Consider the following 20,293-nt stretch of genomic DNA (forward strand, 5'->3'; position numbering starts at 1 on the left):
CATTAAAATATAGATTGAACCATAAAAATAACGAGGAATCGGTTCATGCCAATCATTGCGGTGGTCGATTACGATATGGGTAACCTGCACTCGGCTTGTAAAGGGTTGGAGAATGCGGGTGCAACAACCAAGGTGACAGATATCGCGGCTGAGATTGAACAGGCGGATGCGGTGGTACTACCGGGAGTGGGTTCATTTGACCCAGCCGTACAGCATTTGCGATCGCGGGGACTTGATGAACCGATTAAACGGGTGATTGCTAGTGGTAAACCGTTTCTGGGTATATGTTTAGGGTTGCAAATTCTGTTTGAGAGTTCAGAAGAAGGAAAGGAACCCGGATTAGGGATTATCCCTGGGAAAGTGCGGCGATTTCAGCCAGAACCGGATATCCGCATTCCGCACATGGGGTGGAACCATTTGGAGTTCACTCAACCAGATTGTCCCTTGTGGATGCAGCTATCTGAGAACCCACAAGTTTATTTTGTCCATTCCTACTACGTTGACCCTGTTGATCCGACGATTCGCGCCGCTACAGTCACCCACGGATCACAACAGGTCACGGCTGCGATCGCGCGGGGTAATATGATGGCAGTTCAGTTTCATCCCGAAAAATCGTCCACAGCAGGCTTACAAATTCTATCGAACTTTGTCACTCTCCTGAAAACTCCTGTATCCGTCTAAGATTGGGGAACAGGTAACAGATGGAAATGAGGAATATGGGAATGTAGAGACGTTGCATGGAACATCTCTACATCCGGGCTGGTTTTGCACAAAGGTTATCAATAGCCAAGCCTAAAATCCCAAAACCCGCCCCTACAGCAGACGCGCCCTAGAACATCTGGAACATGCTTCCCCATTTTCCCCTAATCAACACAACTGGGTCTGAACATTGGTAGGCTGGAAAGAGTCGCCAATGGCTATGAAGTAAGGAGAGTAAACGTTGAAGTATCAGAATTCACAGAATTGGCAAGCTTTAGTGGGAGGGATTATTGCAGCAGCCTTGATTCTCCTTAGCTTTAGCTCCTTTGTGATCATCAACCCAGGTCAAGCCGGGGTCATCAGCATCTTGGGTAAAGCCAGAGATGGAGCCTTACTAGAAGGTATCCACATCAAGCCGCCTTTAATCTCAGTGGTGGACGTATATGATGTAACCGTGCAAAAATTTGAAGTTCCTGCTCAGAGTTCCACTAAGGATCTTCAGGATCTATCAGCTAGCTTTGCGATTAACTTCCGCCTTGATCCGACACAGGTGGTTACAATCCGACGCACACAAGGCACATTGCAGAATATCGTCTCGAAAATTATCGCCCCTCAAACTCAGGAATCGTTCAAAGTTGCAGCGGCGAGGCGAACGGTAGAAGAAGCAATCACCAAACGCACTGAACTTAAACAAGACTTTGATAATGCTTTGAATGAACGGTTGGAAAAGTATGGCATCATCGTCCTAGATACCAGCGTGGTTGACCTAAACTTCTCCCCAGAGTTCTCCAAGGCGGTTGAGGAAAAACAAATCGCTGAACAACGGGCGCAACGTGCTGTTTACGTTGCCCGGGAAGCCGAACAACAAGCCCAAGCGGACATTAATCGCGCCAAGGGTAGAGCCGAAGCCCAACGACTATTGGCGGAAACCCTGAGAGAGCAAGGCGGACCACTGGTTCTGCAAAAAGAAGCCATCGAAGCCTGGAAACAAGGTGGGGCGCAAATGCCGAAAGTTTTGGTCATGGGTGGTGATTCCAAGAGTAGTGTGCCATTCTTATTTAACTTGGGGGATATAGCACAGGAAACGCTACGGCGCTAAGGACGCCAAATCCTGTGGTTATCCTGTTTGATTGGTTTCAAACTTAAGCGGAATGGCACTGAAATAAGCATTGTAAATCGCTTATACTGTAGTACACTGGCAAGCTTAAAGTTGTGGGTAAAATTTTTTTGAATCGCTACTCTCATAAGGCTTCCTTGAAAATACTTGACCACCGTTTTAACCTTGCCAGTGTAGTAGGGTGGGCATTGCCCACCAACCGTAAGGAGTGTGCCATTCAACTTAAACGACAGCCCTTACCCCCTAAAAAAAAGAATGCCCTGAGGGAGGATATGCCACTCGCCGTCACGGTTTCAGCACGTTAGGATAAGAACGAATCGGCTCATGAGCCTGATCGAGTTTTCTAGTCAATTGTAACCAAACCTTGTTCAGGTCTTAATGTAACTGAAAGTCTATGGAATTTTTGTCTGATACCGTCGTTCTGTCACGCCTGCAATTTGCAGTGACGGCTATTTTTCATATACTTTGGCCCATTCTCACCACAGGTATGGGTATTTACCTGGTCATCGTGGAAGGAATATGGTTGAAGACGCGCAATCCTGATTATTACTACCATGCTCGCTTTTGGTCAAAGCTGTATGTCCTCAACTTTGGCATTGGCGTCGCCACCGGGGTGCCGATGGAATTTCAGTTTGGCACTAACTGGGCATCCTTTTCGGAGGCGGTTGGTAATTTTTTTGGCAGCATTCTCGGCTTTGAAGCATCGATGGCGTTCATGCTAGAAGCAGCATTTTTAGGGATTATGGTGTTTGGTTGGCAGCGTGTTCATCCGATCATGCACTACGTTGCGACTATCCTTGTAGCATTCGGTGCTAACTTATCCACGTTCTGGATTTTAGCTGCCAATTCCTGGATGCAAACCCCATCGGGTGGAGAATTTATCGATGGCAAGTTTGTTGTCAGTGATTATTTTCAGGCAATTTTCAATCCCTTCATGATGAACAGTGTTCTACACATGTTCTTTGCCACCCTAGAAACATCGCTGTTTGTGATTGGTGGGATTAGCGCTTGGTACATTCTCAACCAACGCCATCAAGCCTTCTTTTCTAAGTCATTGAAAATTGTCTTAGCCGTTGCGATCGCAGTCGCCCCCTTACAGATCTATATTGGGCATTTAAGTGGCGAACAAGTGTATCGTCATCAGCCTACAAAACTAGCGGCGATGGAAGCGCAGTGGGAAACCATACCCGCCGGAGTTGCAGCAGATTGGAGTCTTTTGGCATTCCCCAATGAAACCGCCGAACAAAATGATTGGGAAATTAAAGTTCCCAACGCATTGGGATATATCCTAAAATTTCAAAAAGAACTGTCTGAACCTGTATTGGGATTGAAGGAGTGGAAACCCGAAGATCGACCCCATCTATTAGGGTTAATCTACTATTCCTTCCGGATCATGATTGCCATTGGCTTCTTCTTCGCCGGATTAATGCTGTTGAGTGTACTGCAATGGCTACGGGGTAAGCTTTCACCGGAAAACATTACCCAGCAGCGTCTGCTTTTATTTGCCTGGATTTTTGCCGCGCCCCTCGGTTATATTGCTGTAGAATCCGGTTGGATTGTTCGCTGTGTAGGACGACAGCCATGGACAGTGTACGGGCAAATCCGCACTGTAGACGCTGTGTCTAATGTCCCAGCCAGTAATGTTTTAACGTCGTTACTCAGTTTCAGTGGGGTTTATATCCTGTTATTTTGTGCCGCTTTGTTTTTTGGTAGCCGAATTATCCGCCGAGGTCCAAATTTCAATCTCCCTTTACCCAGTGCTGAAACTCAAGAAGGTATCAACACTGATCCGGGACAATTTATTCCCGATGAACGCCCACTAGAAGCGCAACAGTAGGAGATTGTATGGAGACACTATCCTATTTTCTGCCCCAAGTCTGGTTTGCCATTTTAGCCCTATTTCTCTTCCTCTACGTGATGCTGGATGGATTTGATTTAGGGGTTGGCATTTTATCGGTTACTTCTTCCAGTGAGGAACGCCGGGGTATTTTAATGACCAGTTTGGGTAATGTTTGGGATGCTAACGAAACCTGGCTGGTAATTATGGGAGGGGGTTTGTTTGGGGCATTTCCCTTAGCCTACGGCACGATTTTAACTGCCTTGTACATCCCAATTTTATTTATGGTTTTTGGGTTTATTTTCCGGGCGGTGGCGTTTGAGTTTCGCGAACAATCTAATCGTAAATTCTTCTGGAATTTAGCCTTTGGTGCCGGAAGTTTCTGCGCTGCACTGGGTCAAGGATTTGCCTTGGGGGCTGTACTATCGGGTATTACGGTTGATGAAGCGGGTCATTTTATTGGCGGGACTTGGGATTGGCTAACCTGGCAATCTGTTATCGTGGCGTTGACCTTAATTCAAGGGTATGTGTTAATTGGCTCAACCTATTTGGTTCTGAAAACAGAGGGAGAATTGCAAGCCACCCATTACAAAACCGCCAGAATTGCCGCGATCACCACCCTAATTGGCGCGATTGTGATTACGATTACCACGCCCATCTTTTATGAGTATGCGCGATCGCGTCTATTTGCTCAACCCCAAATTTATATCTTCGCCGCCATACCCCTACTGGGAATTACGCTAATTTGGCTACTCCTAAGAAGTCTAAATCGACAGGAGGAGAGAACGCCATTAGTTTGGACGATTCTACTTTTTTTACTGACGTTTATTGGGTTAGCCTTGGTTGTATTTCCCTACATCATTCCCACTCAGATCACCATTTATGAAGCAGCGGCTGACCCCAGTGCGCTGGTTTTCATGATCATCTTTATCGGTGTTCTGATTCCGATTATGTTGGCATACAACATCTATCAATACATCGTGTTTCGGGGTAAGGTTACGGGTGAACATTATGAAGTCTAAATCAGTCAACAGTATGCCCTGGGTGTAGTCACAGGGTCAAAGGTCAAACCTTAGTCGGGGCGGCTTTAGTCGCATCTAGATGAGGTGAGAAACGATAGTCGTAAAACCCGCCCCTACACAAGACGCGCCATGGCGCGTCTCTACACTTAGGTTTCGCGATCGCACCATTCCAGCACTCGATTCCACGCCCACCAGCAGTCAGGATCTTGATAGTCTCGCTGACAAGCATGAGAACTAATATAACCGACATGACCCCCCTGTTTTGTCACCCTTAAGTCAATCGCCGGATTATCAGCACAAATTCCTTGTAAGTCGGGAATAATTGTGGGGTCAAACATCGGATCATCGGCTGCATAAAGAATCAGCGTCGGTTTGTGCAGGTGAGGTAAAATATGCAGTCCACTACTGGCATCATAGTACTCTTCCACCGATGAAAACCCCAATCCCTTAATTACTAACTCCTGATCAAATCCCCAAATGCTGTTTGCCCGTTCAACCGCCTCCGAATCGATATCTTGGGGATGAGCGTGATAGAGGCGCCATGCAAGTTGTTTCAAGGTGCGGGCGACAGCTTGTTCTAAATACCGCCCCCACGGATGGTTTAACAGATAAGTAAGAGAACGGTTAGAATCCAGACTGGGACAAATAACTGCACCACCGCCAATCTCTGACTCCTCTAATCCTACCTCTTCTGGCAAACGTGCGATCGCCTGGGCTGATTTAATCCCCCAAAGCGCTAATTGTCCGCCCAGTGAATAGCCTGTAAACCAAAATGGGGCGGGACACCCCATGGCTTTTGATTGCGCCGCGATTAGAACAAAATCATCACCCTCGTACAAACCATCTGAGGTTAACGTTGGTGACAACAGTGCTGTTTTTCCATGGGCTCGCCAGTCAAATAGCACCACTGCATAGCCTTGAGCAAAGGCTTTACGCCCCAACAGTCTCAGAAACCATTGGTTATCCAAATCCCCGGTAATTCCATAAGTTCCCACAATCGTACCCTTAGCACATTCTGGAATGGCGACAATTCCAAAAATCGGTACATTGTGGGCGCCACGAAAAATTTTCTCCTGATAAGGGGGTTCTGGGTAGGGAATCGTCGCTTCCCAATCGCGGGATGCTCTAAACGCCAAGTACAGGGTCATCGCCAGACCATTACTTAACCACCAAGGGGAATGAAAGTGTCTTTTGTCATTCTTCATTTGTCATTCATCGATTTTTTTCATGATTTATCATTAAAATTACTTATTTTAAAAATATAATTAGGTTATGAAACGCCGAAATATCCTTAAGTTTACAACAATCGGTGCCGTTGGGTCTAGTCTCAACGCCTGCCGTAAACAAACACCTCCAATCCTATCAACACAAACTCAACCTATCATTAATTGGCGCATGGCAACAAGTTGGGATCGTTATTTTGAAATCTTGTTTGAGGGGATTGAAACATTATGTCGCTCGGTTAGCACGATGACGGAGGGGCGCTTTACGATAACCCCCTATGCAGGTGGTGATTTAGCCCCACCCCTAGAAGTATTTGATGCCGTTTCCGCCGGAACTGTTGAATGTTGTCACACAAATACATTCTACTCCTTTCAGAAAAGTCCCGCTCTAGCCTTTGGCACTACCCTTCCTTTTGGTTTAAACGCTCAACAGCAAAATGCTTGGCTTTACCAAGGTAAAGGGTTAGACGCTTTGCAAAAGATTTTTTCCGAGTTTAATATCATCGGATTTCCCGCTGGCAATTCAGGGAGTAGTATTGGGTGCTACCCTAAAACTAATCCCTAAAAGAAAACTCCCAATAAATCACCATGGTTCAGCTTCCAGCTCAATCTGATCCACCCCTTTCACCTCGGCAAACCCTACCGACGATGTATGATTTACCGAGTGATAACCCGGAGGAACCTGGATTGCCAGACGAGTTTCATTTTTTACAACCTTTATTGTTGTTTCTGACATTTCAACCCGCTAACTGGAATCCGGAGTTAGTCTTTTCTGCTTGTGATTTGAATCTTTACTATAGTGTTACCCATCCACAGTGGTACAAGCGTCCGGATTGGTTTGGAGTGGTGGGTGTACCTCGGTTGTATGAAGGGCAGGATTTACGGTTAAGTTACGTGGTTTGGCAAGAAGAGGTAAATCCATTTGTGGTGGTGGAATTATTATCGCCCGGTACACAAGAAGAAGATTTGGGGCGCAAAGTGCAAACCCCCGGAAATCCGCCGACAAAGTGGCAAGTGTATGAGCAGATTTTACGGATTCCTTACTCAGTTGTTTTTAGTCGTTATACCAATGAATTACAAGCGTTTCATTTAGTCGGGGGTCATTACGCACCAGTGAACCTCATTGATAATCGGTTATTGGTGCCGGAGTTAGAGTTAAGTTTAGGACTATGGCAGGGGAGTTTTCGGGGGATTAACCGTCTGTGGTTGCGGTGGATGACGCTTGAGGGAGAATTAATTTTAACGCCGGAAGAGGAAGCGGTTATGGCACAGGAAAGGGCGGAACGGTTGGCTGCACGATTGCGGGAGTTAGGGGTTGATCCTGATGAGTTGGAATAGCTGTTAGGTTTGTAGTTGCGCTGTACTCGCCATAATCGGGAGCATCACTTACTATAGAAGGGATTCATTGGTTCAGTTGCTGCATCAAAGCGGTGGTTCGGGCTGTGGCGGCTTTCAATTCAGCCTCGACAAGACTATCTAGCTCCGCTTGTTGTTCCGGAGGTAGCATCTGTCCCTGATCGCGTGCTGTTCGCCAGCGATTCATCAACTCAGATAAACGCTGTTGCTCAAATTCACTAAAAAACCAGTCAGGACGAAAGCTTTGGAGAATCAGTAGGGTACCCAATTCACCACCTTCTAACTGGGCGGTAAACGCATCTAGCGCTTCACCTGCGGTTTTACCTGTGGATTGCTTATCACCTGCGATCGCTCGGGTATTGCCTCTCACCGCTTGCATCGGATACTGGCAAAATAGCAACTGTAGTCATGTCTTTACTTAAGAGTCTTTTGCTCACCAATTATACGTAACATTCACCCTCAGCCTGGAAAAGCCGAAACGGTTATAAAAAGAGCAATTAGCTTATACAGCTAACGTCACGCGATCGCACTGTCTTTGATGACTCCTGTTTGAGGATCTAAAGTTAAGCTGTTTTCTTCAAGATTTAAGCCTTGAACTAAAGTACTCTTGGAGAACGCTTCGCGAACAGGCTAAAAGCTAAAACCCGTTAAAACGGGTTAAAAGGCATAATTTAATCAGCTTTAGGTTACTTTAGCTTTGACGCGGGAATTTATTTCCTGGCGATATAGCAGTTCCCAAGCGTGTTAGGTATACCACAATGTAGGGGCGCAAGGCTTGCGCCCTGATCAAGGTATCGCATCAAACCATAAATTACTATATTAAAATTAGCTTACCATTGGATAGTATAAGCTCTAAGTTTAAAATCAATTAATATATAACGATGAAGCGCCGAAACTTCTGCCAAAAAGCTGTGCTAGGAACGGCGGGTTTTACCACAGTAACATCAACTCAACTTACACCTCAACCTGATAGAACAACTTCTAGTTCTACACCAACTCAACCTGCGATTCAATGGCGCATGGCAACCAGTTGGCTCAAAAGTGATATTACCTTTGGCGCGGTTGAAGAACTTTGTCAACGAGTGAAGGCGGCGACGAATGGACAGTTTGTGATTATTCCCTATCCTGCGGGTGAAATTGTGCCCCCATTACAGGTTTTTGATGCGGTTAAAGCGGGAACGGTTGAGTGCGGTCATACAACAGCTCTTTACTATCTTGACAAAAATCCAACCTTAATATTTAGCATCTCTGTTCCCTTTGGACTAACCGCGTATCAACAAAATGCTTGGCTACATTATGGGGGCGGTTTAGAGATAATGCATCAGCTCTATGCTGATTTTGGCATGATCGCATTCCCGGCTGGTTCTGTGGGTATCCAAATGGGTGGATGGTTCAACAAAGAAATGAAGAGTTTGGCTGACTTTGAAGGACTTAAAATTCGCATTCCTGGATGGGGAGCGCAAATTCTCAGCCGCTTTGGCGCGAAGGTGACTGTGTTAGGAGGTGATGAAATTTTGGCGGCGCTAAAGGTGGGTAAAATTGAGGCAGCAGAATGGCGAAATCCTCATGATGATGAGCAGCTAGGACTACACCGTGTAGCTCACTATTACTATTATCCAGGGTGGTGGGAACCGGGAGCGAGTGAAGATATTCTGGTGAGTCGCCAGCAATGGCAAAATTTACCGAAAGCCTATCAGCAAATTTTTCAAGCGGCGGCGACGGAAACAAGTTTGACCATGTTAGCCGCCTTGGATGCGGCGAATGGAGAAGCACTGAAACGGTTAGTTGAGGGCGGAACCGAATTGAAAGCCTACAGTCGAGAAATATTACAAGGGGCGTATCAAGTGAGTGTTGACCTTTTGGAAGAAAATGCTCGTCAAGATGTAATTTTTAAAGACGTATACGATAAATGGAAAGCTTTCCGAAGTAAGATTTATCAGTGGAATCGGATCAATGAATTTAGTCTAGAGCAGTTTATGCTTAAAGATTTTATTTAAAATTAATGATTTATTTGGGATTACCCCCTGTAAAAAATGCTAAAATGTAAAATTTAAAATCAGTATCATTTCAACCCGATGACATGGGGTGAGGTTAACACGGTGAGTTCCAGACTGAACGCTTTTAAAGCTAAATTATTGAATCATCGAGTTCAAGCTAACCGTCGGAAACTAGCCGCTCAGCTCCGTAATCAAAAAATTGGACAAAAATTAAATATTACCTTTGGTGTTTTAATTGTAATGACGTTTCTGGTCATTGGGCGAAATTATTTGGGGGGTCGAGAGGCTCAAGTTAATATTAATCGAACCCAGACTATTAGAGTTCCTACCGTTCTCGCCTCCGCTCAAGCCCAGGCAAATTTGCTGAAAATGTTATCCCAGGTGCGAGCTTATGTAGCAACGGGAGATCCGGAGTACCGCTACCGTTACCAACAATCGAGACAGCGGTTTGAAGCGGATTTAGGCCAAATGGAGGCGCTGGCGAACCACTCCGCCTCTGACATTCGCGATCGCGTCAGTAAACTGAAACAAACGTATCAGGTTTGGTCGGAACTCCCCGATCAGTTAATCGCTCTGCGAGACAACTTGCTGGAAAATCAACCCGCCTTAAAACTCTTGGATAGCCGAGGGAAAAAACCGATTATTATTATTCAGCGAGAGATAGAAGAAATGCTCGATGATCAACAGGCGAACTTGCTGACTCCTTTAACCGTATGTACGGATGAACTCCGACAAAAATCTCACCTTAGCGATTCTCAATTATGCCCAGGGTAAAGTCAGTATAAGTGGTCAACATGAAGAAACCATTGTGGTGCGAGAGGGTGGTAAAATAGAACGCATTGACACCATAGATTTAGGGTTTCCCATTGGTTTGGAGCATGAAATTTCCGAATTTATTCATCATACCCTAGTACAGCTCAATCCAGGTGATGGTATTGTTCTTTATACGGATGGGATTACGGAAGCTGAAAATATAAACCATATTCAGTATGGGATAGAAAAGCTTTGTCAGGTGGTGCGTCAAAATTGGCAACAGTCGGCGGAGGAGATTAAGCTGGCGGTGATTGATGATGTACGGCGACACATTGGTCAGCAAAAAGTGTTTGATGATATTACATTGCTAGTGCTCAAACAACAATAAATGGGATACCCCCCCATCTCCTTTGCGGGAATGTTCGACTTACCGGAAAAGCGATGGGTGAAGGCTCCCACGCTCTTTAGCTGGGAGATGAAACCGAGCGAACCGTCTAGGTAGCGAATAAATTCGCCAGTCAAATAATTCGGATAACGTTCTACTATTGTGGTAATGTAAATACAAGTCGCGGGAGGGCATTCCGAGACTATAAACGGACGTGGAGAGGGTGTAAGACCTCATTTGGAGGCAACCTTCAGCGAAGCGTCAACCCCAATCAGCGACCACCCCTAAAAAGGTGGCGTGGTGAGGAATCCCCCGCGCTCTTTAGCCGGGGGAGGATGTCAATGTTTTCAGCTAAGTAGGTGAAGCGAACGGAATTTTCTATTGGTGTCAATTTAATTTGAAAACCAATAAGAGTGTAGAGACGTTCCATGAAACGTCTCTACATTTGTTTTATTCCACTAAGTTTAAAGAGGTGACTTCAAGGATTGTCCCTTCTAGTTTGGTACTATCAAGTTGGACATTTGTCAAGTCTGTCCCAGCTAAATTTGCGTCGCTTAAATCAGCATTTTTTAAAATCGCCGCCGTTAGCTTGGCGTAGGCTAAATTAGACCGACCTAAATTCGCTCCATTTAACTTAGCTTGTGTGAGATTGGCTTCAATCAGGTTCGCTCCACTCAAGTTAACTCCACTCAGGTTAGCATTGCTGAGATTGACTCCAATCATGTTGGTGATACTGAGATTAGCGCCTGTGAGATCAGCATCACTCAAATTCGCTTTGATCAGGTTAGCGCCGCTCAGGTAAGCAATCATCAGGCTGCTATGACTCATATCCGCACAACTCAGTTCAGCCCCACTCAAGTTAGCGCCATTGAGATTGGCATACCGCAGGTTAGCAACGCCAAGTTTGCTGCCAATTAAATTCGCATCTTTGAGGTTAGCATCTCTGAGATCGGCATTACTGAGCGTGGCAATAATCAAGTCAGCTTTACTGAGATCCGCTCCAATCAGTTTGGCATCTCGTAAGTTAGCATCACTGAGGTCAGCATTACGCAGGTCAGCACCCATGAGGTCAGCCCCCCGTAAGTCAGCATCGCGCAAGTCAGCATCACGCAAGTCGGCATCACGCAGGTCAACATTCTGGAAACTTCGCTCTCCTGCTGCATAACGTGACCGAAATTCGTTTGCATCCATAGGTGTAGGTAGGTTTTGTGTCTTGGGAATTCAGCTTGAACTAGCTTTTCCCAATGCTAGGTTCTAGCACGAACCAGAGGATACCGGAATCCTATCTCACGGAACTGGTTTGGGAATCTCCAGTCAAACTGATCAGGGTTCCTTCTAGCTTAGCTTGATCTAGATTGGCATCGGTCAAATCCGCGCCAGCTAAGTTGGCGTCGCGTAGATCTGCATGACACAATAATGCTCCATTTAGCTTGGCATGAGCTAGGTTGGCTCGATACAATTTGGCTTCACTTAAATTGGCACCACTAAGATTGGCTTCAATCAAGTTAGCCCCATTGAGATCAGCACTAATTAGATTAGCACCACTGAGATCCGCTCCGATGAGATTGGTAATACTTAGATTAGCACCGCTTAAGTTAGCATCGCTCAGGTTAACCTTAATTAAACTCGCATCACTCAGATAAGCGCGACTCAGGCTGGCACTCTTGAGGTTAGCACCACTGAGTTCGGCACTAATTAAGTTGGCACCGATTAGGTTTGCCTCACTCAAGTTGGCAACACCCAATTTCGCGCCAATCAAGTTTGCCTCGCTCAGGTTCGCACCCCTCAAATCCGCATCGCTGAGGCTGGTAAAAATTAGATCCGCACCGGTGAGATTGGCACCCTGTAAATTAGCCTCGCTCAGGTTAGCACCGCTCAAGTCACAATAACTCAGGTCAGCTTGGTTTAGGTCAGCACCGATCAGATTGACACTGCGAAAATTTCTTTCACCTGCGGCATAACGCGACCGAATTTCTGTAGCATCCATAGGTTTTATGTTGTAAATTTAGACTTAACAATTTTTTACGGCAAAACTCGTTGTCTAATCCCTCTGTGGTCACACATCCAAAAAACAAAGGACAAATGATAAAGGACAAATGACCAATGACCAATCACATAAAAACCCGATGTTCTAGAGATGGCATCTGGCGACGAACTTGTTCCAGGCGAGTCGGATTAATTTCTGCGATCGCGACACCGGGTTTATCGCCAGCATCGGCTAAAATCACCCCCCAAGGGTCAACAATCATGGCATGACCGTGGGTTTTACGCATCGCGTAATGACGTCCCGTTTGAGCGGGTGCAATCACATAACAGGTGTTTTCAATGGCTCGTGCTTGGAGTAGGACTTGCCAATGATCTTTTCCCGTATACGCAGTGAAAGCAGCCGGAACAAACAAAATGTCCGCCCCTTTATCAGCTAAATGACGGTAAAGTTCTGGGAAGCGAACATCATAGCACACCGATAGTCCCAAGTTGCCCAGTGTTTCGGAGTAACAAACCGATGGCAGTTGATCCCCAGCCATCACCGTACTCGATTCTTGATAGGTGTTGCCATCGGGGACATTCACATCGAATAAGTGAACTTTTTGATAACGCATCAGTTCGACGCCATTGGGATCGATGAGTAAGGCGGTGTTGTAAACTTTTGTATTGTCCACAGGCACAGGAAATCCTCCCCCAAGCAGAGTGACTTGGAAGCGCTGTGCCATGGTTTTGAGGAACTTTTCACTCTGGAGGGCGATCGCCTGAGCTTGTGCCACTTTGTCTTCTTCTTTACCAAGGAACGAGAAGTTTTCCGGTAAGGTAATTAGCTGGGCGCCTTGGCGCACCGCCAGTTCAATCAGTGTTTCTGCCTCAACCAGATTCTTCTCTAGGTCAGGCAGGCTTGTCATTTGCACAGCAGCGGCAAGGTAAGACTTCATGGTAGCAGGAATAGATAATGATTCTATCGTTTTAGTTTTTGCCATTAACTATACCAGGCAACGCCTTTCACAGCCATATCAATTCTGGACGCACCCGAAGCGATCGCGTGGAGGGGAACTGGCTCTTAGGTTAGGTTTGACCCATCCCCCGCCCTTGGGTTACAGCTAATTTAGATTAATTCTTTCTTCAGAAGGATACCCAAACTGGAATGATTTAGCTATTTTACTAACTATAAAGATTAGGCGTTTGTCAACTAAGTCAAGCCTTTGTGTAATTAAAATTAATCTTTAATCAAGAACGTGGGTTGTATTGGTAAACCATTGAAACAAACTCTTAAGGAGTACGTCTTTTTCGGTAGCAATCCTGGGTTGCCATGGCAGTGCCATCATAGATTTAGATACAGTTGGTGATACAATCCCAGCTTATCTTCAACAGATACCTAAAGGAGGACAAGAAGGCATGAATCTAATTTGTGAAATTACTCAACAAGCGCTAAAAAAATTTGGGCAGCTAATGCTAAAATTCTTTAGTTGAGTTCGATTACTGAATTGCTGTTTGATAATTTGGCAAGCGAACAAGATACATAACCGACAATTTTTGCCAAACTAAATGCACCGTATCAAGAGCGAACTTTTTTATGAGTTATACCATTATTTAGTCGCTACAACAGCGATATTCCACGCCAACCGCTTTATCAAAGGAATCTTTTTCAGACTCTGATCGATTATCTCCAACTGCCGATAAGTCGGACTCAATCGTTCATGTTCAATAATAATCTTTTTCCAGTAACGTTCTTTATTGGGATTAACCTTTTCAATTAAATAGAATCGCAAGAAAATCCAAAGGCTTGCCAGCCAAAAGGTATCATAGGTTGTTTTGGAAAACAGAGACTTAACCACCTTGATAATATTAATATCCAACGGCATTTCATCATCAGTACGCACCTCAGTCGCCATACGCCGATAGACATTAATCACAGGATTATGTTTTAGCGGGTCCCAAAAACAGGCTTTTCCTCCGGGTTTGAGGATACGGTGCATTTCCTTTAGTGCGATTTTGGGATTGGGAATATGGTGCAATAAATTGGAAGCATAAACAATATCAAACGTATTATCGGCAAAATCCAGCGCCATAGCATTCGCTGTATGCCCCTCAATTTTAACGCCGTTAGCCGCCGCTAATTTTAGCGCCACCTCTACCATTCCGGGTGAATAGTCAGCGGCGACACAATTCGCTCCTTTTTGTGCAAAGTAAACGCTATTTTCACCTGCACCACAGCCTAAGTCTAAGAGACGTTTACCGCGAATATCGCCGAGTTGTTGCAGAATAAATCGGTTTTCGGGAGCAGTACAGGCTTCAAAATAGTCAGCCACGCGAATACCATCGACATCAATGGCGGCTGCCCAGGTATCATGAAACTGGCGTTCTTTATTGAGAGTTTCGTCAATCATCTTGTCGGTAAGGGTTGGGGAGAGACGGTTAGGTAATTAATGGCAATTGTACAATAATTTGCACGATTATTCTGAGTGTAGCTTATGGCTGGTAATACTTCCTCCTCGGATACGATCGCGCCCTAAAAAGAAAGAAAAAAATCAGGAAACCACTGAAGCTCAAAAACCAAACAAGCCAGCTTCGGTAAAGGCTCGGTCTAGATCAAGTGTTAAACCCAGATTTTCAGCCCACTCCCATAAATAATCGAAATCAAGTTGTTCCCCTTGTACCTTGAGAACTCCCAAGACATCACGCCATTGTTTTTCCGAACCTGAACTCTGTCTCCATATTAGTTTACTTAAAATAACATCTTCAGGAGAAGCAAAATAAAGCATCGTGTTTTCAAACTCAATCACCCGTCGGCGCTCAAACTTCAGGCGATCAAATTCCTCTGTTCCGGTTATCAGTAAATCAGCACGGCTAATGCTCTCCATATCGGTAATTTGTAGGGTTCTCATCCGACCCAATTTTACATCATCAACACCAGGAACATAAAAACCACACTCGCTGAGGGCGTCGGTAAGGCGATCAATATCAGTCGGAGAAATTCCGATTACCAAATCTAAATCCTGTGTTGTGCGGGGTTCACCGTAAGCGATTGCTGCTACCCCACCCGTGATGTAATAGGGAATGGACAATGCAGTAAAAATGGGATGAACTTTAACCGCTAACTGTACCGAATCCTGAATCCACATTTCTGACTTGACGGTGGGAATGTAATTAGGAGGACAATGTTCTTGTAACCACGCTCTGGCAATTTTTTGGGCGAACTGGGTTGGGGAAAGATGTGCAAATTGTTGGCTCAGAGAACACAACGAAAGCTTACGGGCGCTCTTTGTCAGCGATGCTGCCATTTTCAACCGTTCGCCCGGTGTTCGTTGTCGGAGCAAGTGAAACGTCAGCTTATCTGTTTCTACACTGGTGTCTTCAGCCTGGGGACGGTATCCTGATACAACAGAGAATGGAATGGATTGAATCATCGCGATCGCGAGTGCAAGATCTGAGTTTCTTTCTATAATGTTATCGACGCAGTTTTCGTCTCAATTCCCGCAGCATCCGACTGGTTCCTTGTTCAATGGCTTGTTGCACCAATGGGGGAATTAGTTCGGTAATCGACATATCAGGAAAGATGGCTGTTTCTGTTGAGAGACTATAGTCCCCATTGTGGAAAATATAAATCCTAAGCTGATGATGGCGATAAATCCAAACTTCTGGGACTTGTAAAGCGGCGTAGGCGTCAAGGGTGGTTTTTGAAGTGACATCACACTCAATAGCCAGATCAGGAGGTGGGTAAATGTCCAAATCCATAATCGTGCAACCTTGGACACGGTTAGCGTTCTGGATATAGAGACAGGTATCGGGTTCAACACCAGCAATAACTGGGCGTTTGAAGGTTGTTGAACCAAAGTCCTCCCAATCACGCTCCTGGCTATCTAAGATTGTTTTAACAATATCGGCAATGATGCGATGGGGACGTTCATGAATGGCTAAAGGGGACATGATCGAGAGAATACCTTGGTAGTAGGCGATGCGGGTGTTACGTTGTTCCCCTAACTCTGCCAGAATTTGTTCAAAGTCTTGCCACGATATATCAGAAATCTGAATGGTGCTACCTGGAGTTAGTTTAATGGCGCGAATGGGAATAGTGACACTCAAGCTATTTTGCTCCAATCCATGCAATTGATGATACCAAATCCACTGAAGCCACGGCGATTAAAATCGCTGCTACACAAACTTTCGTCCGCCTGCGCGGACTGGATTATAAATTAGATCCCCGACGTCTTTAAGAAGTCAGGGATCTGGTAAGGATGGATTAAACTGAGGCTACCGCTTTATCGGTCTCGCGATCGCTCTCGTCCTGATGTTGTCCCTGTAACCAACCATAGAGTCGGTTCAGGGCATTCACATAAGCTTGGGCTGATGCCACAATAATATCGGTATTGGCAGCATGACCGGAAAAAACTCGACTGTTATAACGCAGGCGAATGGTAACTTCCCCTAGGGCGTCAATCCCGGCTGTTACTGACTGCACCGAATACTCAATCAGTTCATTGGGGACATTCACCACGCGGTTAATCGCTTTATACACCGCATCCACTGGACCGGTACCAATCGCCGCATCCATCAGTTCCTCACCTTCGGGAGTGCGTAAGGTTACCGTAGCAGTCGGACTGGCATGATCCCCACAGGATACCTGGACTAATTCTAGATGGAATAGTTCGGGAACTTGGCGGATTTCGTCGTTAACCAGCGCCTCTAAATCCCAATCGGATACGTCTTTTTTCTTATCCGCCACTTCTTTAAAGCGGACAAAGGCTTTATTCAACTCTGTCTCAGACAGATCAAACCCTAATTCCTTGAGACGAGTGCGGAAGGCGTTGCGCCCTGAATGCTTACCCAAGACAATCTGATTATCGGTTAAACCGATTAACTTGGCATCCATTATTTCGTAAGTCAGCTTATTTTTTAGGACGCCATCTTGGTGAATACCCGATTCGTGAGCAAAAGCATTTGCGCCAACAATTGCCTTATTTGGTTGCACTAACATTCCCGTCAAATTAGATACTAACCGCGAGGTTTTGTAAATCTGGCGCGTGTCAATATTTGTTAAGGACTCCTCTGACTCAGGAGGACGTCCCAAATAGGGGTTGTAAAATTGCCGCCGGACGTGTAATGCCATGACGAGTTCTTCTAGGGCCGCATTTCCTGCCCGTTCGCCAATACCATTAATCGTGCATTCTAACTGTCGCGCCCCATTTTTCACGGCTTCGAGGAAGTTGGCAACGGCTAATCCTAGGTCATTGTGACCGTGAACGGAGATAATGGCTTGGTCAATATTAGGGACGTTTTCTGTAATCCCGCGAATCAATGCGCCAAACTCACTCGGGGTGGTGTAGCCTACGGTATCGGGAATATTCACCGTTGTCGCCCCCGCCGCGATCGCACGTTCTAACACCTCGTACAAAAACTCTGGATCAGAACGCCCTGCATCTTCGGGGGAAAACTCCACATCCTCGACAAATGATTTGGCATACGCCACCATTTCTTCTGCGATCGCGACAACCTCCGGTCTGGTCTTTTTCAGTTTATAGTTGAGATGAATATCGGATGTGGCAATAAATGTATGAATTCGGGCATTGGCGGCGGGTTTGAGGGCTTTCGCCGCCGCTTCGATATCCTGACGGGTGGCTCTGGCTAACCCACAAATTGTCGGTCCCGACTCGATACCTACAGTTTTGGCAATCTTTTGCACGGCGTCGAAGTCACCCGCACTGGCATAAGGGAACCCCGCTTCAATCACATCAACACCGAGTCGTGCTAGTTGCCGTGCGATCGTCAGTTTCTCCTCTACGTTTAAGGTGGCTCCGGGACATTGTTCGCCATCACGAAGCGTAGTATCGAAAATAATAATTCGATTGGGTTGCTTGTTCATTCGATTCTCTCCGGTCATAAAGTTGTCAATTTTTAATGGGTCAAAGGATAAGGGTTAGTTTGTATCTGTCTTTAATTAAGAATCTACTTTCTCGATCTGATCACGAATTTCATTTAAATCAATATACCGATCCGTAGCATTTCTTAATTCTCTGGCAATCATCCCTTCAGTCGATACGACTGTAATATGAGTATTCTTTGAACGCAGCAATTCGATCGCCCGTTCAAAATCACCATCTCCACTAAAGAGAATAACTCGATCATACTGTTCTACTGTATTAAACATATCAACAACAATTTCTATATCAAGATTAGCTTTTTGGGAATAACGACCTGAACTATCATCATAATACTCTTTTAAAATTTTAGTTCTGACTGTGTAACCCAGACTAATCAGGGCATCTCTAAACCCTCGCTGATCTTGAGGATCTTTTAATCCGGTGTACCAAAATGCATTAACCAGAACAATATGAGGTTCTTTTTTAAAATGTTCTAAGACCCGCTTCGGATCAAAGAACCAGCCATTTTTTTGTTGAGCATAGAACATATTGTTCCCATCAACAAAAATAGAAATACGGTTCATAGAGCAAGGCATATAAACTCAGACCTAATATTTTTGGGAAATTTAAGTGAACTTCTTATTTTAGCAATTTTAATCTAAATATTGACTGATAGTTAGTCTGTCGGCGTAATTCCTAAGCTTTTTAGCGCTATCTAAATTTTCTTACTCTCTCACCTCCAAGTTCAATCTCTTAGTAAAGAAACTCATGTCGCTAGATCTCTGTTTGCTTTCTTAAACCTTAGCGACTCTATAGGACGTAGACAGGGAGCTATCTTCAAGCTATCCTCAGGCTTGAGGATAACACCAGCCCATTCGCTGTAGATGTACTTTATCGAATTCGGCGATTCATCCCCAACTATACCCGATCAGAGTTAGTTGGGGATGAACCGCCAGTAACAGCAAACTTGCTTGAATTTAACTTAACAAGTGTGATACCATTACGTGATTTTCCATAAACATACTGATATAAGCACAATTCTACCGTGGGGTACAAGGAAAGTCACGCCTAGACGAGAGATGGAACTCTATCTTGGTGGTTGTAAAGACTTAGCCTGCTACGTCTGGAAGTGAGGAGCATACCAAGTTGCCTTCTAACATGTCATTGGAAAGCGTTGACCCAACCTACCCCGTTGGCTGTTCAAGGAAGCTTCACCCAGAGGTTTCTCTTAAGTAGGAACACCAGTCGCTCCAACTTCCAGCATAAAGCTTACCCCTTGCCATTCCGGCTAATTCCAAGGATAAGAGATTCACGCAGGCGGTGACTCCAGACCCACAATAGACAATGATCTCCGGTTTATCCTGGACATCATTCCATCGTTGTTTTTGCTGATCAGGGGAGTGTAGATAGCCTTGAGCATTAGTTACCTCTTGCCAAGGGTAATTAATTGCACCAGGGATATGACCTGCAATTGGGTCAATGGGTTCATGCTCTCCTGAATAGCGATCGCGTGCCCGTGAATCGACTAAAGCGACGTCTGGTAAATCTTTCCGGGCTTTGACCGCATTGATATCAACCACCCACTCGGATCGCACTTGCGGCACAAACTGCCCAGGTTGAGGGGTTAGTAGAGCATCAGTTACCGGATAACCTTGGGATTGCCATGCTCCCCAGCCACCATCCAATACCGCGACGCGATCGTGTCCCAGGTAACGCAGTAACCACCACAGACGCGCCGCAAAAGCACAACGGGAATCATCATAAGCCACGACTAAGGTTTCACCGAATCTGACTCCTATCGCGGCAAGTTTTTGGGCAATCTGGTTGGACTCAGGTAAGGGATGACGCCCTCCATGACGTTCTACGGGAGCAGAAAGATCTTGGTTCAAATCCAAGTAATGCGCTCCCGGAATGTGACTCGTCTGATACTGTTGATATCCCTGTTGCGGATCGGCAAGGGCAAAACGACAATCGATGATCACCACTTGCGGATCATCAAGGTGTTCTTTTAGGAATTGGCTGGAAATAATCAAAGGATGATCACTCATTAGATGACA

Annotated in this window: 21 protein-coding genes; 10 read left to right on the forward strand and 11 right to left on the reverse strand. The window is 45.4% G+C overall.

What is annotated here, in order from left to right; genetic code table 11:
- The first annotated feature begins 45 nt into the window (after positions 1–45).
- From hisH to ACLGGO_RS05065, 5 genes are all read left to right on the forward strand, one after another.
- Complete coding sequence (gene hisH, locus ACLGGO_RS05045; protein ID WP_446339116.1) at positions 46–681, forward strand: imidazole glycerol phosphate synthase subunit HisH; 636 nt, start codon at positions 46–48, stop codon at positions 679–681.
- 259 nt (positions 682–940) lie between these two features.
- A complete protein-coding gene (locus ACLGGO_RS05050) occupies positions 941–1,798 on the forward strand; it encodes a prohibitin family protein (protein ID WP_446339114.1) in 858 nt (285 codons plus the stop codon).
- Between the two features lie 113 nt (positions 1,799–1,911).
- Positions 1,912–2,121, forward strand: coding sequence for a hypothetical protein (locus ACLGGO_RS05055; protein ID WP_446336149.1), 210 nt, complete (start codon positions 1,912–1,914; stop codon positions 2,119–2,121).
- An 89-nt stretch (positions 2,122–2,210) separates the two neighbouring features.
- The gene (locus tag ACLGGO_RS05060) at positions 2,211–3,653 is read left to right on the forward strand and encodes a cytochrome ubiquinol oxidase subunit I (protein WP_446336148.1); all 1,443 of its coding nucleotides are present in this window, start codon (positions 2,211–2,213) and stop codon (positions 3,651–3,653) included.
- An 8-nt stretch (positions 3,654–3,661) separates the two neighbouring features.
- Positions 3,662–4,675, forward strand: a complete 1,014-nt coding sequence (locus tag ACLGGO_RS05065; RefSeq protein ID WP_446336147.1) for a cytochrome d ubiquinol oxidase subunit II — start codon at positions 3,662–3,664, stop codon at positions 4,673–4,675.
- A 146-nt stretch (positions 4,676–4,821) separates the two neighbouring features.
- Here the strand turns inward: ACLGGO_RS05065 and ACLGGO_RS05070 are convergent, their stop codons facing one another.
- Positions 4,822–5,880 (reverse strand): YheT family hydrolase, encoded by a 1,059-nt coding sequence (locus tag ACLGGO_RS05070; protein WP_446418487.1) that lies wholly within the window; start codon positions 5,878–5,880, stop codon positions 4,822–4,824.
- A 67-nt stretch (positions 5,881–5,947) separates the two neighbouring features.
- On the opposite strand from ACLGGO_RS05070, the gene ACLGGO_RS05075 reads away from it, so the two are divergent.
- On the forward strand, positions 5,948–6,463 hold the full coding sequence (locus tag ACLGGO_RS05075; RefSeq protein ID WP_446418488.1) for a hypothetical protein: 516 nt from the start codon (positions 5,948–5,950) through the stop codon (positions 6,461–6,463).
- A 23-nt stretch (positions 6,464–6,486) separates the two neighbouring features.
- A complete protein-coding gene (locus ACLGGO_RS05080; RefSeq protein ID WP_446418489.1) occupies positions 6,487–7,236 on the forward strand; it encodes a Uma2 family endonuclease in 750 nt (249 codons plus the stop codon).
- Between the two features lie 64 nt (positions 7,237–7,300).
- Here the strand turns inward: ACLGGO_RS05080 and ACLGGO_RS05085 are convergent, their stop codons facing one another.
- Entirely contained in the window at positions 7,301–7,633 is a 333-nt protein-coding gene (locus ACLGGO_RS05085) for a hypothetical protein (protein WP_446418490.1), read from the reverse strand.
- A 502-nt stretch (positions 7,634–8,135) separates the two neighbouring features.
- Here ACLGGO_RS05085 and ACLGGO_RS05090 point away from each other — a divergent pair.
- From ACLGGO_RS05090 to ACLGGO_RS05100, 3 genes are all read left to right on the forward strand, one after another.
- Entirely contained in the window at positions 8,136–9,251 is a 1,116-nt protein-coding gene (locus ACLGGO_RS05090; protein ID WP_446418491.1) for a TRAP transporter substrate-binding protein, read from the forward strand.
- A gap of 102 nt (positions 9,252–9,353) precedes the next feature.
- A complete protein-coding gene (locus ACLGGO_RS05095; RefSeq protein WP_446418492.1) occupies positions 9,354–10,025 on the forward strand; it encodes a CHASE3 domain-containing protein in 672 nt (223 codons plus the stop codon).
- Positions 9,973–10,392 (forward strand): PP2C family protein-serine/threonine phosphatase, encoded by a 420-nt coding sequence (locus ACLGGO_RS05100; protein ID WP_446418493.1) that lies wholly within the window; start codon positions 9,973–9,975, stop codon positions 10,390–10,392. The genes ACLGGO_RS05095 and ACLGGO_RS05100 overlap by 53 nt, the downstream gene beginning before the upstream one ends.
- 447 nt (positions 10,393–10,839) lie before the next feature.
- Here the strand turns inward: ACLGGO_RS05100 and ACLGGO_RS05105 are convergent, their stop codons facing one another.
- The 9 genes from ACLGGO_RS05105 to ACLGGO_RS05145 all read right to left on the reverse strand — a co-directional run bounded on the left by ACLGGO_RS05105 (position 10,840) and on the right by ACLGGO_RS05145 (position 20,284).
- Complete coding sequence (locus ACLGGO_RS05105) at positions 10,840–11,580, reverse strand: pentapeptide repeat-containing protein (RefSeq protein WP_446337855.1); 741 nt, start codon at positions 11,578–11,580, stop codon at positions 10,840–10,842.
- A gap of 91 nt (positions 11,581–11,671) precedes the next feature.
- The gene (locus tag ACLGGO_RS05110; protein WP_446337856.1) at positions 11,672–12,376 is read right to left on the reverse strand and encodes a pentapeptide repeat-containing protein; all 705 of its coding nucleotides are present in this window, start codon (positions 12,374–12,376) and stop codon (positions 11,672–11,674) included.
- Positions 12,377–12,500: 124 nt separating this feature from the next.
- Complete coding sequence (locus ACLGGO_RS05115; RefSeq protein ID WP_446418507.1) at positions 12,501–13,313, reverse strand: carbon-nitrogen hydrolase family protein; 813 nt, start codon at positions 13,311–13,313, stop codon at positions 12,501–12,503.
- 651 nt (positions 13,314–13,964) lie between these two features.
- Complete coding sequence (locus ACLGGO_RS05120; protein ID WP_446418494.1) at positions 13,965–14,765, reverse strand: class I SAM-dependent methyltransferase; 801 nt, start codon at positions 14,763–14,765, stop codon at positions 13,965–13,967.
- Between the two features lie 159 nt (positions 14,766–14,924).
- The gene (locus tag ACLGGO_RS05125) at positions 14,925–15,785 is read right to left on the reverse strand and encodes a hypothetical protein (protein ID WP_446418495.1); all 861 of its coding nucleotides are present in this window, start codon (positions 15,783–15,785) and stop codon (positions 14,925–14,927) included.
- Between the two features lie 40 nt (positions 15,786–15,825).
- Entirely contained in the window at positions 15,826–16,461 is a 636-nt protein-coding gene (locus ACLGGO_RS05130; protein WP_446337862.1) for a Uma2 family endonuclease, read from the reverse strand.
- A 157-nt stretch (positions 16,462–16,618) separates the two neighbouring features.
- Positions 16,619–18,238, reverse strand: coding sequence for a 2-isopropylmalate synthase (locus ACLGGO_RS05135; protein WP_446337863.1), 1,620 nt, complete (start codon positions 18,236–18,238; stop codon positions 16,619–16,621).
- 75 nt (positions 18,239–18,313) lie between these two features.
- Complete coding sequence (locus ACLGGO_RS05140) at positions 18,314–18,832, reverse strand: LabA-like NYN domain-containing protein (RefSeq protein ID WP_446337864.1); 519 nt, start codon at positions 18,830–18,832, stop codon at positions 18,314–18,316.
- 615 nt (positions 18,833–19,447) lie between these two features.
- Entirely contained in the window at positions 19,448–20,284 is an 837-nt protein-coding gene (locus ACLGGO_RS05145; protein WP_446418496.1) for a sulfurtransferase, read from the reverse strand.
- Positions 20,285–20,293 lie beyond the last annotated feature (9 nt).

Origin of the sequence: Coleofasciculus sp. (assembly GCF_046565525.1) — a bacterium.
Classification (GTDB): Bacteria; Cyanobacteriota; Cyanobacteriia; order Cyanobacteriales; family Coleofasciculaceae; genus Coleofasciculus.

Coding starts and splice junctions, on each gene's coding strand:
- ACLGGO_RS05120 (WP_446418494.1), bottom strand. CDS start 14,765: ATGATTGACGAAACTCTCAATAAAGAACGCCAGTTTCATGATACCTGG.
- ACLGGO_RS05125 (WP_446418495.1), bottom strand. CDS start 15,785: ATGATTCAATCCATTCCATTCTCTGTTGTATCAGGATACCGTCCCCAG.
- hisH (WP_446339116.1), top strand. CDS start 46: ATGCCAATCATTGCGGTGGTCGATTACGATATGGGTAACCTGCACTCG.
- ACLGGO_RS05075 (WP_446418488.1), top strand. CDS start 5,948: ATGAAACGCCGAAATATCCTTAAGTTTACAACAATCGGTGCCGTTGGG.
- ACLGGO_RS05065 (WP_446336147.1), top strand. CDS start 3,662: ATGGAGACACTATCCTATTTTCTGCCCCAAGTCTGGTTTGCCATTTTA.
- ACLGGO_RS05090 (WP_446418491.1), top strand. CDS start 8,136: ATGAAGCGCCGAAACTTCTGCCAAAAAGCTGTGCTAGGAACGGCGGGT.
- ACLGGO_RS05140 (WP_446337864.1), bottom strand. CDS start 18,832: ATGCCTTGCTCTATGAACCGTATTTCTATTTTTGTTGATGGGAACAAT.
- ACLGGO_RS05110 (WP_446337856.1), bottom strand. CDS start 12,376: ATGGATGCTACAGAAATTCGGTCGCGTTATGCCGCAGGTGAAAGAAAT.
- ACLGGO_RS05105 (WP_446337855.1), bottom strand. CDS start 11,580: ATGGATGCAAACGAATTTCGGTCACGTTATGCAGCAGGAGAGCGAAGT.
- ACLGGO_RS05145 (WP_446418496.1), bottom strand. CDS start 20,284: ATGAGTGATCATCCTTTGATTATTTCCAGCCAATTCCTAAAAGAACAC.
- ACLGGO_RS05115 (WP_446418507.1), bottom strand. CDS start 13,313: ATGAAGTCTTACCTTGCCGCTGCTGTGCAAATGACAAGCCTGCCTGAC.
- ACLGGO_RS05085 (WP_446418490.1), bottom strand. CDS start 7,633: ATGCAAGCGGTGAGAGGCAATACCCGAGCGATCGCAGGTGATAAGCAA.
- ACLGGO_RS05100 (WP_446418493.1), top strand. CDS start 9,973: ATGAACTCCGACAAAAATCTCACCTTAGCGATTCTCAATTATGCCCAG.
- ACLGGO_RS05080 (WP_446418489.1), top strand. CDS start 6,487: ATGGTTCAGCTTCCAGCTCAATCTGATCCACCCCTTTCACCTCGGCAA.
- ACLGGO_RS05070 (WP_446418487.1), bottom strand. CDS start 5,880: ATGAAGAATGACAAAAGACACTTTCATTCCCCTTGGTGGTTAAGTAAT.
- ACLGGO_RS05060 (WP_446336148.1), top strand. CDS start 2,211: ATGGAATTTTTGTCTGATACCGTCGTTCTGTCACGCCTGCAATTTGCA.
- ACLGGO_RS05135 (WP_446337863.1), bottom strand. CDS start 18,238: ATGAACAAGCAACCCAATCGAATTATTATTTTCGATACTACGCTTCGT.